Source organism: Streptomyces sp. H27-H1, assembly GCF_026627445.1.
Taxonomy (GTDB): domain Bacteria; phylum Actinomycetota; class Actinomycetes; order Streptomycetales; family Streptomycetaceae; genus Streptomyces.
In genome coordinates this window covers 46853-59042 of sequence record NZ_JAPNLJ010000036.1, presented here as the reverse complement: position 1 = coordinate 59042, position 12190 = coordinate 46853, and the positions used below count along the sequence as shown (strand labels likewise).

Below are 12190 nucleotides of genomic sequence, written 5' to 3'. Positions count from 1 at the left end.
GGTTCCCCGGGCGCGCCTCCCCGCCGCCCCCGAGGGACCGGGGGGCGGGGCCGTGCCGGGCACGATGAGGACTGGGCCGTACGGGTTACGGGCGCGGCTCTGCCGGGCCTCTCGCACGGGTCCGACGGGACTCCGGGGCGCTCACCCGCGGCTCTAGAGCGGGAAGAGGCTGCCCGTGGCGAAGCGCAGGACGAGCTGCGGGGCGCCCGAGAGGAGCAGGGCGGTGGCGGCGGTGAGCACGATGGCCGCCGTGACCGGCCAGGGGGTCCTCGTACGGGGCTGGGCGCCCTCCTGGGTGCCCTCCTGCGCCGGGTCCACGTCGGGGGCGCGGAAGAGCAGGGTGGTCCAGCGCAGGTAGTAGTAGAGCGCGACGACGACGTTGACGGCCATGACCACGGCGAGCCAGCCCAGCCCCGCGTCGACCGCCGAGCGGAAGACGGTGACCTTCGCGAAGAGCCCGATGATGCCCGGCGGCAGACCGGCCAGGCAGAGCAGGAAGAAGGCCAGTGCGAGGGCGGCGAGCGGGCTCTCCGCGTACAGGCCCCGGTAGTCGCAGAGCCGGTGCAGCGGCTTCGTGCGGGCCACCAGGGCGGCCACGGCGAAGGCGCCGAGGTTCACGGCGGCGTACATGAGGGCGTAGGCGACGGTGGAGCCGATCTGGTCGCGGCCGGCGTAGGCGGCGGCCGCGATCGGGACCAGCAGATAGCCGGCCTGGCCCACCGAGGACCAGGCGAGCAGCCGTACGGCGCCGCCCGGCCGGTCGGCGGACTGACGCAGGGCGGCCGCGTTGCCGAGGGTCATGGTGAGCGCGGCGAGGACGGCGAGGGCCGGGCCCCAGACGTCGGAGTACGTGGGGAACGCGATCACCGTGACGAGGATGAGGCCGGTGAAGCCGACGGCCTTGCCGATGACCGACAGGTATCCGGCGACGGGCAGCGGGGCGCCGACGTAGGTGTCCGGGACCCAGAAGTGGAAGGGGACGGCGGCGGTCTTGAAGGCGAAGCCGACCAGGGTGAGCGCGACGCCGGCCATGGCGAGGGTGTCGAGCCGGCCCGGTACGTGTCCGAGCCGTTCGGCGACCTGGGTGAGGTGCAGGGAGCCGGTGGCGGCGTAGACGAAGCTGACGCCCATCAGGGACACGGCGGTGGCGGTGACGGAGGACAGGAAGAACTTGAGGGCGGCCTCGGAGGAGAGCCGGTCGCCGCGGCGCATGCCGACGAGGGCGAAGGCGGGCAGCGAGGCGACTTCGAGGGCGACGATCAGGGTGGCGAGGTCGCGGGAGGCGGGCAGCAGGGCCGCGCCGGCGGCGGAGGAGAGCAGCAGGAACCAGTACTCGCCGGCCGGCATGCGTGCCTCGCGGACGGTGGTGACCGACAGCAGGGCGGTGACCAGGGCGCCGCCCAGGACGAGGAACTGGACGACGAGTGCGAAGTGGTCGGCGGCGTAGCTGCACGCGGCGGGGTCCGCCGTGCCGGGGCCGGTGAGGCAGAAGGTGCTGCGGTCGCCGGCGCGCAGCGGCAGCAGGGTGGCGGTCGCGGCGGCCAGTCCGGCCACGGAGATCCAGCCGAGCAGCGGCTTGCGGTGTTCCGGTACGAAGAGGTCGGCGACCAGGACGAGGAGGCCGACGGCGGCGGTGATGACGACCGGTGCGATGGCGAGCCAGTCGACGGACTGGACCAGGCTGGGGGCGTCGGCGGCGGCGGTGACGAGGGGCTGAAGGACCGTCATGAGTTTCCTCCCGCGAGGAGCTTCTGGACGGCCGGGTCGGTGAGGCCGAGGAGGACCGCGGGCCACAGGCCCGCGAGGACGGTGAGGGCGACGAGCGGGGTCCAGGCGGCGTACTCGTACCGCTGGATGTCCGCGAGGACCACCGGGGCGGTGCCGCTTTCGCGCGCTGCCTTCGGGTCGCCCATGCACACCCGCCGTACGACGATCAGAAGATAGGCCGCGGTGAGCAGGGTGCCGAACGCGCCGACGGACATGTACGTGAGGAACGCGGGCCGCGACAGGCCCTCGGCGGGGTCGAACGCGCCGAAGAGGGCCAGCATCTCGCCCCAGAACCCGGCCAGCCCGGGCAGGCCGAGGGAGGCGACGGCGGCGAAGGCGAGGAACGCGCCGAAGCGGGGGGCGCGGCCGTAGAGGGCCGCTCCGGTGACTCCGGCGAGGGTGTCGAGATCGGCCGTGCCGTAGCGGTCCTTGAGCGCGCCGACGAGGAAGAAGAGGAGGCCGGTGATGAGACCGTGCGCGATGTTCGCGAACAGCGCGCCGTTGACGCCGGTGGGGGTCATGGACGCGATGCCGAGGAGGACGAAGCCCATGTGGCCGACCGAGGAGTACGCGATGAGGCGCTTGAGGTCGCCCTTGTTGCCCTTGCGGGCGAGCGCGAGGCAGGCCAGGGACCCGTAGACGATGCCGACGGCGGCGAAGGCGCCCAGGTACGGGGCGAAGGTGGCCATGCCGTCGGGGGTGGCCGGCAGCAGGATCCGGACGAACCCGTAGGTGCCCATCTTCAGCATGACGCCCGCGAGGAGGACGGAGCCGACGGTGGGGGCGGCGGTGTGGGCGTCCGGCAGCCAGCTGTGCAGCGGCCACATCGGGGTCTTCACTGCGAGCCCGATGCCAATGGCGAGAACGGCCAGGACCTGGGTGGTGTGGGACAGTTCGCGGCCGTTGTCAGAGGCGAGTGCCACCATGTCGAAGGTGCCGCTGTTCAGCCCGATCAGCAGCAGACCGAGCAGCATGACCACGGAGCCCAGGAGGGTGTAGAGGATGAACTTCCAGGCGGCGGCCTGCCGCCGAGCACCGCCCCAGCGGGCGATGAGGAAGTACATCGGGATGAGGACCATCTCGAAGGCGAGGAAGAACAGCAGCAGGTCGAGGACGGCGAAGGTGGCGAGGGTGCCTGACTCCAGGACCAGGAGCAGGGCGACGAACGCCTTCGCGGAGGGGCCCGCGGGGAGCTTGAAGTAGCTGTAAAGCGCGCAGAGGAAGAACAGCAGCGCGGTCATCAGGAGCAGGGGGAGCGAGATGCCGTCGATGCCGAGGTGGATCCGGACGTTCAGGGCCTGGATCCAGCTGATGTCCGTCGTCGCCTGGAAGCGGGACGGCGCGTCGTGGTCGAAGCCCACGGTGAGGGCGATCGCCGCGGCGAGGATGACACCGGTCACGGTCACGCCGTGGCGCAGCACGGCCTGTTCGGGGCTCTTGCCCTTCAGCCCGGGCGGGGCCGGAAGGAGCGCGGCGACCGCGCCGAGCAGGGGTGCGGCCACGACGAACGCCAGAAGGAACTGCATCACGGACGGGCTGATATCAATCACGGCTGACTCACGGCTCACGATCCGGCGTTGACGTTGGCGAGGACGGCGGTGGCGATCGCAAGGACCACGGCGCCGGCGAGCAGGGCGCTCAGGTAGCTCTGCACGTTGCCGGTCTGGGCGCGGCGTACGAGGCCGCCGAGCAGCCGGGGGCCGAGGCCCGCGCCACGGACGTACGAGTCCACCACCTCGCGGTCGAGGAAGCGTACGAGGGCTGCGGCGGCCCGGACGGGGCGGACGAACAGGCGGTCGTAGACGGCGTCGAGGTGGAAGCCGACGGCGGCGTGCCGGTACAGCGGGCCGAGCAGCGCGCGGCCGGGGTCGGCGGCGGGGACCGGGGAGAGCACGAGGTCGGCGGGCCGGCCGTGGGTGACCTCGCCGACTTCGGGGGTCTCGGCGGCGGACTCGGCGGCGGCGACGGCCACGGACACGTCGGCGGAGGCCGGGCCCGGGTCGGGCACTGTGGCGGCGCCGGCTCCGGCCGGGGATGCCGGGGCGAGGGCGGCCTTGGCCTCGGCGCGCTGCCAGAGGGCGTAGGTGAGGACCGCGCCGACGGCGGCGGCGCCCGTGCCGAGGACCGAGGTCGTCAGCGACGGGGTGAGCTCCCGGCCGTCGAAGAAGTCGGAGAGGTAGATGCCCAGCAGGCCGAAGCCCACGGACGGGACGGCCAGCAGCCACAGCACGCCGGTCATGGCGACGGGCTCCTTGCCGTGGTCGGGGGCGGCAGCGCCCCGGCCGCGGAAGGCCATCAGCCACAGCCGGGTGGCGTAGGCGGCGGTGAGCAGGGCGGTCAGCACGCCGGCGACGAGGACCACCCAGCCGGCCGCGCTCGGGGCGAGCTCCGAGTGGCCGCCGGCGGTGTGCTCGGCGGCGACGAGGACGGCTTCCTTGGAGAAGAAGCCGGCGAACGGCGGGAAGGCGGCGAGCGCGAGCAGGGCGATCGTCATCGTCCAGAAGGCGTCGGGGATGCGCTTGGACAGCCCGCCCATACGGGACATGGCGGCCAGGGAGTTCGTCCCCGCGGCATGGATGATCACGCCGGCGCCGAGGAACAGGAGCGCCTTGAAGGCGCCGTGGGACAGGAGGTGGAAGACGGCGGCCGCGCGGTCGCCGACGGCCAGGGCCCCGGTCATGTAGCCGAGCTGGCCGATCGTGGAGTAGGCGAGCACCCGCTTGATGTCGTCCTGGGCCAGGGCGGCCAGGGCGGAGCCGATCATCGTGACGGCCGCCATGACGGCCATGACCACCAGCGCGGCCCGGGAAGCCGCGAAGACGGGGAGGAGGCGGGCGACGAAGTAGACGCCGGCGGCGACCATCGTCGCGGCGTGGATCAGTGCGGAGACCGGAGTGGGGCCCGCCATGGCGTCCGGAAGCCAGGTGTGCAGCGGGAACTGCGCGGACTTGCCCGCGACTCCGGCCAGCAGGAGCAGCGCGATGAGCGTCGGGTGGTCGAGCCCGCCCGCGGAGACGGTGCCCAGGATCTTCGTGATCCGGAAGGAGCCGGCGTCGGTGGCGAGCGCGAACAGGCCGATGAGGAAGGGGACGTCGCCGAGCTTGGTGACGAGGAAGGCCTTCAGGGAGGCGGAGCGGGCGGCCTCGGTCTCCCAGTAGTGGCCGACCAGGAAGTACGAGCAGATGCCCATGATCTCCCAGCCGACCAGCAGCACCATCAGGTCGCCGGAGTAGACGACGAGCAGCATGGCGGAGGTGAACAGGGAGACCAGGGCGGCGTAGGACGGGTAGCGCGGGTCCTCGCGCAGGTAAGCCGTCGAGTAGATCTGCACACAGGTGGCGACGACGCCGACGAGGACGGCCACCATGACGGCGAAGCCGTCCAGGTGGAGCGAGAGTTCGATGGGTACCGAGCCGGTCGGGGTGAGCTCGGTCGCCGTGTCGATCGCCTTGCCGCCCGCCTGGCGGAAGGCGACCAGGACCGCGAGGACGGCGGCGGCCAGCGTCGGCAGGATGGCGAGCGGCTTGACGAAGCCGGGGGCGGTGCGGCCGAGGAGCAGTCCCGCCAGCGCGCCCAGGAAGGGCAGGAGGGGGACCAGTACGGCGAGGGTCGGGGTGCTCACGCGGCGGCTCCGGTCGCAGGGTTCGCGCTGTCCGGCTCGTGGCCCTCGGCGGTGTCGCGCAGTCGGTCGACGTCCGCGGTGCCCCGGTTTCGGTACACCATCAGCACGATCGCGAGGCCGATGCCGATCTCGGCTGCGGCGATGGCGATGGTGAAGAGGGTGAGGGCCTGGCCGGCGTGCAGGCTGTCGCGCAGCCAGACGTCGAAGGCCACCAGGTTGAGGTTGACGGCGTTGAGCATCAGCTCGACGGACATCAGGACCAGGATGGCGTTGCGGCGGGCGAGCACTCCGTACAGGCCCGTGCAGAAGAGGAGGGCCGCCAGCACGGCGGGGTAGGCGAGGTGCATCAGCGCTGCCCCTTCTTGTCGGCGGCGGGCGCGTCGGCCGCCGGGGCGGCGGTGGCCTTCGCGGCGTGGGGGGCGTCGGGGGTGTCCTTGCGGGACAGCACGATGGCACCGATCAGGGCCGCGAGGAGGAGGACGGAGAGCGCCTCGAACGGCAGCACCCAGTGCCGGAAGAGGATCTCTCCGGAGACCTTGGTGGAGCCCTGGGCGGGGCCGTCGAGGTCGATCCAGGTGGTGCGGAAGGCGTCGACGACCACCCAGACGAGCGCGGCGGCGGCGACGAGGGCGACGCCGAGCGCGACCGGGTGGTTGCCCGAGTCGGCGTCCGGTGAGCGGCCGATCGGGGCCTTGGTGAGCATCAGCCCGAAGAGGAGGAGGACGACCACGGAGCCGAGGTAGATCAGCACCTGGACCCAGGCGATGAACTCGGCGGTCAGCAGCAGGTACTCGACGGCGACGCCGCCGAGCGCGACGACCAGCCACAGGGCGGCGTGCACGAGCTGCTTCGTGGTGACGGTGACGGCGGCCGCGCCGAGAGTGGCGAGGCCGACGAGGACGAAGGCGATCTCGACGCCGGTCGGGGAGAGGAAGCCGTTGCCTTGGGCGGCTGCGGTGATCACGCGTCTCCTTCCGGGGCCGGGGCCTGGGTGGCGGTGGTCGCCTCGGCTGCGGCGGCGGCTGCGGCGGCTTCGGCCTTCTCCACGGCCTTGCGGGCGGCCGCGACTTCCTTGGGCTCCTCGGCGCCGGGGTCCAGGGCGGGCGGGGCCGGGACGGTCCACATCCACTCGCGCAGCTTGTCGCGCTCGTGGGTCAGTTCGTGGATGTCGGTCTCGGCGTACTCGAACTCCGGCGACCAGAACAGCGCGTCGAAGGGGCACACCTCGATGCAGATGCCGCAGTACATGCAGAGGGAGAAGTCGATGGCGAAGCGGTCGAGGACGTTGCGGCTGCGCTCCCGGCCACCGGGGGCGGTGGCCGGGACCGTCTCCTTGTGGGAGTCGATGTAGATGCACCAGTCGGGGCACTCGCGTGCGCACAGCATGCAGACCGTGCAGTTCTCCTCGAACAGGCCGATGACCCCGCGCGAGCGCGGCGGGAGCTGCGGCTGCACCTCGGGGTACTGGGCGGTGTGCGAGCGCTTCGTCATCGTGCGCAGCGTGACGGCCAGGCCCTTGGCGAGGCCTGAGCCGGGGATGGGGGGCATTTACTGGATCGCCACCTTCACGATGCCGGTGAGCGCGATCTGGGCGAGCGCGAGCGGGATGAGTACGGTCCAGGCGAGCTTCTGCAGCTGGTCCTCGCGGAGGCGGGGGTAGCTCACACGGAGCCAGATGACCACGAAGGAGAGCGCGGCGATCTTGAGCAGGGTCCAGACCCAGCCGAAGTCCTCGCCGCCGAAGGGGCCGTGCCAGCCGCCGAGGAACAAGACGGTGGTGAGGGCGCACAGGACGACGATTCCGGCGTACTCGGCGAGCAGGAACAGTGCGAAGCGCAGGCCGGTGTACTCGGTGTACGCGCCGAAGATGATCTCGGAGTCGGCGACGGGCATGTCGAAGGGGGGCCGCTGGAGTTCGGCGAGGCCGGCGGTGAAGAAGACGAGCCCGCCGACGATCTGCCAGGGCAGCCACCACCACTCGAAGGCGCCGACGATGCCGGGGAGCGACACCGTTCCGGCGGCCATGGCGACCGAGGCCGCCGTGAGCAGCATGGGGAGCTCGTAGGCGAGCAGCTGGGCCGCGGTACGGAGGCCTCCGAGGAGGGAGAACTTGTTCGCGGAGGCCCAGCCGGCCATGAGCGAGCCGAGCACTCCGACGCCCATGACGGCCAGCGCGAAGAACAGGCCGGCGTCGATGACCTGGCCGACGGCGCCCTCGCCGGGGCCGATGGGGATGACGAGGAGGACCAGGAGGTACGGGAGGAGCGCGACGGCGGGGGCGATCTGGAAGACGCGGCGGTCGGCGTTGGCCGGGACGATGTCTTCCTTCTGTACGAACTTGACTCCGTCGGCGACGAGCTGGGCCCAGCCGTGGAAGCCGCCGGCGTACATGGGGCCGAGGCGGCCCTGCATGTGGGCCATCACCTTGTGCTCGGTCTGCCCGACGACGAGCGGGAGCACGAGGAAGACGGCGAAGACGACGATCAGCCGCAGGGCGACGTCGAGGACGTCGTTCACGCGGCGCCTCCGGTGGGGTCGTTGGGGGCGGGGTCCGGCTCGGACGCGGGGTCCGGCTCGGACCCGGACTCGGACTCGGACGCGGGCTTCCGCTCGGACGGGGGCTCCGGCGCGGGCTTCGCCGCCGACCCCCGCTCGGATGCGGGCTCCCGCTCGGACGGGGACTCCGACTCCGGCTCGGATACGGGCTTCCGCTCGGCTGCGGGCGCGGGCGCCCCCTCCGGCTCGGCGGAGTCCGCCGGCTGGGCCGGGGGTGTGTCGAAGGCGGGCTTCGGGTTGTGCCAGGGGGCGTCCGTGCTGCCGCGCACCGGCCGCGCGGGGGCCTGTGGCTCCGCCGCGGGCTCGCCCTCGGCTTCGGCCGGAGCCGAGGCCTGGCTCGCGGAGCCGTCCGCGACGGAGCGGGTACGGCGCGGCGTGCGAGCGGTGGCTCCGCCCGTGCCCGGCTCCGTATCCGGGGTTCCGGCTGCCTCGCCCAGGGCCTCCGCCCGGCTCGCGGAGCCTTCGGAGGCGGAGCGGGAGCGGCGTACCGGGCTGCCCGGGGCAGCTTCCGGCGACGCCGTAGTCGCCGGGGCCGCTGGAGTCGCCGGAGTCGCCGGGGCTTTCGCCTCAGTGGCGCTGGCTTCCGCCGTCGGCGGGGTCTTCGAGGTTTCCGCCTGAGCGGGGGTGGCTCGCGCCGGGGTCGGGGTCGTCGGGGCGTCCACCGGGGGCGGGGTCGCCTCTGTGGACGAGGCCTCCGCCTGGCTCGCGGAGCCCTCCGTGACCGAGCGGGAGCGGCGTACCGGACGGCCCGGGACGGCTTCCGCCGCCGTCGGGGGCTCCGAGGACGAGGCGTCCGCCTGGCTCGCTGAGCCCTCCGTCACCGAGCGGGAGCGGCGTACCGGACGGCCCGGGACGGCTTCCGCCGTCGTCGGGGGCTCCGAGGCAGCGTCGGTCGGGGTCGCCAGGGGCTCGGGCTCGGCGGTGGTGGTATCGGCCGTCGCCGGGCGGGGGCGGCGGGTCGGGACGCCCTCGCGCGGCGCGCGCGCCGGGCGTTCGCCGGGGGCGCCGGCCGCCGCACGCGGGGTGCGGGCGGGGCGGGCGGGGGCCGGGGGGAGCTGGCCCTTCATCGGGCCCCAGTCGTTGGGGTCCGGGACGCCCGGCGGGAGCATCTGGCGGCGCTTCGGGGCGTCCGGGTCGTGCCCCTCGCCCGGTTCCTTCGCGCCCGGCCAGGCCTTGGCGACGCGCGCCGCGAGGACGAAGTCCTTGCGCAGCGGGTGGCCCTCGAAGTTCTCGGGGAGGAGCAGCGGGACCAGGTTCGGGTGGCCCGTGAAGACGATGCCGAACATCTCGAAGGTCTCGCGCTCGTGCCATTCCGTGCCGGCGTAGACCGGGACGGCCGAGGGCAGGGAGGGCGCCGAGTGCGGGACGGTGGTCCGCAGCAGGAGGCGGCGTACGCGGTGGTTCTCGAGGGAGACGACGTGTGCGCAGACGCGGAAGCCGGTGCCCGGCTCGTCCACCGCGCTCAGCCAGTCGAAGTAGGTGCAGCCCAGCTTGTCGCGGGCGATCTCCAGCGCGGGGATCCAGCTCGCGGTGGGGACGTCGACCGTGAGGACGGAGTACGCGAAGGAGCCCACGGCTTCCTCACCGAAGACCGTTCCCGCCGCGTCGGGGAGGGAGTCGTAGAGGTTCACGCGTCCGTCCCGGGGGCGGGGGGAGGAGTGACCAGGCCGCTGGTGAGCTGCGCGGGGGACGGCGGGGCCGTGTTCGCGTAGCGCTCCGCGAGCGATTCGCGGGCGATCTTCTCCTGGAGCTTGAGGATGCCCTGGAGCAGCGCCTCGGGGCGGGGCGGGCAGCCCGGGACGTAGACGTCGACCGGGATGATCTGGTCGACGCCCTTCGTCACCGAGTACGAGTCCCAGTACGGGCCGCCGCAGTTGGAGCACGCGCCGAAGGAGATGACGTACTTCGGCTCGGGCATCTGCTCGTACAGCCGCTTGACGGCCGGGGCCATCTTGTCGGTCACCGTGCCCGAGACGATCATGAGGTCCGCCTGGCGCGGGCCGGGTGCGAAGGGGATGACTCCGAGCCGGATGAAGTCGTGCCGGGCCATCGACGCCGCGATGAACTCGATCGCGCAGCAGGCGAGGCCGAAGTTGAAGACCCACAGGCTGTAGCGGCGGCCCCAGTTGAGGATCACCTTCATGGGCTCGGGCGCGAGGCGGGAGAGGACACCCAGCCTCTTGGGCTCCGGGAGCAGCTGCGGCTCCGACGGCACGGCCGGAGTCCCAGCCGGGGTCACAGCCATTCGAGGACGCCCTTCTTGTACGCATAGAGCAGGCCGACGGCCAGGAAGCCGAGGAAGATGAACATCTCCACCAGCGTCGTGGCGCCGTAACCGGCGGCGGCGAACACCGTCGCCCACGGGAACAGGAAGATCGAGTCGACGGCGAAGATGACGTAGAGGAAGGCGTAGACGTAGTAGCGGACCTGGGTGTGCGCCCAGCCCTCGCCCACCGGGTCCACGCCGCACTCGTAGGTCAGCAGCTTTTCGCGGGTCGGGACGACGGGGCGCAGCAGCCGGCCGGCGCCGAACGCCACCGCCACGAAGAGCACACCGAGCGCGGCCAGGAGGCCGACGACCGAATACGTCCGGAAGTAGTCCGCGGCGAGCACGGTTACGGTCGATACCGTCGGTTCGGGCACGTCCGTTCCTCGTTCCTCGGCGACTGTCGACGATCAGGTTGATCTGGTACGGACGGGAGTCTAGGGCCTGGCCACGACGGGGTGGGGTTATCCCCCGTTTACCTCGGCCCGGCTACCCCATGGCACGGGGGTCCCGCGGTTGACAGGGTGGGCGCATGACCGCGAGCAAGCACACCCCCGACGACGGCGCTCCCCCTCCCGTACGCGCTCCCTTCGATGCCGTGACGTGGAAGGAAATCGCCTATCTGTTGAGCAATTTCCCCGCCGCCCTCATCGGGTTCGTCTTCACCGTCGTGATGGTGTCGACCGCGGGCGGCCTGTCGGTGACCGCGGTCGGGCTTCCGCTGCTCGCATGTGGCCTGTTCGTATCTCGCCAGTTGGGACGGCTGGAACGGGCGCGGGCACGCGACCTCTTGGGCGTACGGGTCGACGAGCCGACGCCGATGCCCGGGCCGGGGCGGTCCGGCGGGTTCTTCCCCTGGCTGTGGGCGAGCCTCAAGGACCCGGTGGCGTGGCGGACCGTGCTGTTCGAACTGATCCGGCTGCCCTGGGCGGTGCTCACCTTCACCGTGGCGCTGACCGGGCTGTTCGTCCTGTGGCCGGTCCTGCCGTGGGTGGTTCGCGGGCTCGCGAACGTGGACCGGGCGATGGTACGGGGCCTGCTGTCGCCCTCGGACGAACTGGAGCGGCGCATCGCGGAGCTCGAGTCCGACCGGGGCGTCGTGGTCGACACGGCGGCGGCGGACCTGCGGCGCATCGAACGGGACCTGCACGACGGGGCGCAGGCCCGGCTGGTGGCGCTGGCGATGGGGCTGGGCCTGGCGAAGGAGAAGCTGCTGGAGGACCCCGAGGGGGCGGCGGCGATGGTGGACGAGGCGCACGGTGAGGTGAAGATCGCCCTCCAGGAACTCCGGGACCTGGCGCGCGGGATCCACCCGGCGGTCCTGACGGACCGGGGGCTGGACGCGGCGCTGTCCTCGGTGGCCTCGCGGTGCCTGGTGCCCGTGAAGGTGGCGGTGGACCTGCCCGCGCGGCCGGCGGAGGCGATCGAGGGGATCGCGTACTTCGTGGTCTCGGAGCTGCTGCAGAACGTGAGCAAGCACGCCGGTCCGCAGGCGCGGGGCGCCGAGGTCGAGGTGTGGCGGACGGGCGGGACCACCGACGGGCGGCTGCTGATCCGGGTGTCGGACGACGGGCGCGGGGGCGCGTCCGCGGGGGCCGGGTCGGGGCTGGCGGGGCTGGGCGAGCGGCTCGGCGCGGTGGACGGGGTGCTGGTGGTGGAGTCCCCGGAGGGTGCGGGGACCGTCGTGACGGCGGAGCTGCCCTGGCGGGAGCGGGGGGTCGGGCGCTAGCTCGTCTGTAGTCGTCATTGGCGCCGGGCCCGGCTACGGGGCCCGGCGCCTGCGTGTTGTGGGGCGTGCCCGGCTCCGTCTGCCGCGGTGGGCCGTCCCCGGTGGTCTCGGTGCCCGCTCGTGGGTGAGTGCGGCGCCGCTGCCGGGGACCAGCCCCCGGACCCCCGCGCCTCAATCTCCCCCGGCTACCGCGGGGAGGGGCCCCCGGGCCGGGCTGAAATTGCCCTGCGGGCAACCCAGGCCAAGCCCC

At 72.9% G+C, this 12190-nt stretch carries 11 protein-coding genes; 1 reads left to right on the top strand and 10 read right to left on the bottom strand.

All coding sequences use genetic code 11. The annotated features are described in order from the left end of the window. Positions 1 to 153: 153 nt before the first annotated feature. From OTB20_RS30660 to OTB20_RS30615, 10 genes are read right to left on the bottom strand one after another with little or no spacing between them, the layout of a single operon-like run. Positions 154 to 1728, bottom strand: coding sequence for an NADH-quinone oxidoreductase subunit N (locus OTB20_RS30660; protein WP_267822467.1), 1575 nt, complete (start codon positions 1726 to 1728; stop codon positions 154 to 156). Then, entirely contained in the window at positions 1725 to 3293 is a 1569-nt protein-coding gene (locus OTB20_RS30655) for a complex I subunit 4 family protein (RefSeq protein WP_267822530.1), read from the bottom strand. Before OTB20_RS30655 ends, OTB20_RS30660 begins: the two co-directional genes overlap by 4 nt. 38 nt (positions 3294 to 3331) lie before the next feature. Beyond that, positions 3332 to 5389, bottom strand: coding sequence for an NADH-quinone oxidoreductase subunit L (locus OTB20_RS30650; protein ID WP_267822465.1), 2058 nt, complete (start codon positions 5387 to 5389; stop codon positions 3332 to 3334). Beyond that, positions 5386 to 5736 (bottom strand): NADH-quinone oxidoreductase subunit NuoK, encoded by a 351-nt coding sequence (gene nuoK, locus OTB20_RS30645; protein WP_267758592.1) that lies wholly within the window; start codon positions 5734 to 5736, stop codon positions 5386 to 5388. The genes OTB20_RS30650 and nuoK overlap by 4 nt, the downstream gene beginning before the upstream one ends. Further along, the gene (locus OTB20_RS30640) at positions 5736 to 6353 is read right to left on the bottom strand and encodes an NADH-quinone oxidoreductase subunit J (RefSeq protein ID WP_267822463.1); all 618 of its coding nucleotides are present in this window, start codon (positions 6351 to 6353) and stop codon (positions 5736 to 5738) included. The genes nuoK and OTB20_RS30640 overlap by 1 nt, the downstream gene beginning before the upstream one ends. After that, entirely contained in the window at positions 6350 to 6937 is a 588-nt protein-coding gene (locus OTB20_RS30635; protein ID WP_267822461.1) for a NuoI/complex I 23 kDa subunit family protein, read from the bottom strand. The genes OTB20_RS30640 and OTB20_RS30635 overlap by 4 nt, the downstream gene beginning before the upstream one ends. Next, the gene (locus OTB20_RS30630) at positions 6938 to 7906 is read right to left on the bottom strand and encodes a complex I subunit 1/NuoH family protein (protein WP_267822459.1); all 969 of its coding nucleotides are present in this window, start codon (positions 7904 to 7906) and stop codon (positions 6938 to 6940) included. Continuing rightward, a complete protein-coding gene (locus tag OTB20_RS30625; RefSeq protein ID WP_267822457.1) occupies positions 7903 to 9576 on the bottom strand; it encodes an NADH-quinone oxidoreductase subunit C in 1674 nt (557 codons plus the stop codon). The genes OTB20_RS30630 and OTB20_RS30625 overlap by 4 nt, the downstream gene beginning before the upstream one ends. Continuing rightward, a complete protein-coding gene (locus tag OTB20_RS30620; RefSeq protein ID WP_267822454.1) occupies positions 9573 to 10190 on the bottom strand; it encodes an NADH-quinone oxidoreductase subunit B in 618 nt (205 codons plus the stop codon). The genes OTB20_RS30625 and OTB20_RS30620 overlap by 4 nt, the downstream gene beginning before the upstream one ends. Next, the gene (locus OTB20_RS30615) at positions 10181 to 10588 is read right to left on the bottom strand and encodes an NADH-quinone oxidoreductase subunit A (protein ID WP_267758582.1); all 408 of its coding nucleotides are present in this window, start codon (positions 10586 to 10588) and stop codon (positions 10181 to 10183) included. Before OTB20_RS30615 ends, OTB20_RS30620 begins: the two co-directional genes overlap by 10 nt. Positions 10589 to 10743: 155 nt before the next feature. Between OTB20_RS30615 and OTB20_RS30610 the strand changes: the two genes are divergently transcribed. Continuing rightward, the gene (locus OTB20_RS30610) at positions 10744 to 11940 is read left to right on the top strand and encodes a sensor histidine kinase (protein WP_267822452.1); all 1197 of its coding nucleotides are present in this window, start codon (positions 10744 to 10746) and stop codon (positions 11938 to 11940) included. The last annotated feature ends 250 nt before the right edge of the window (positions 11941 to 12190 follow it).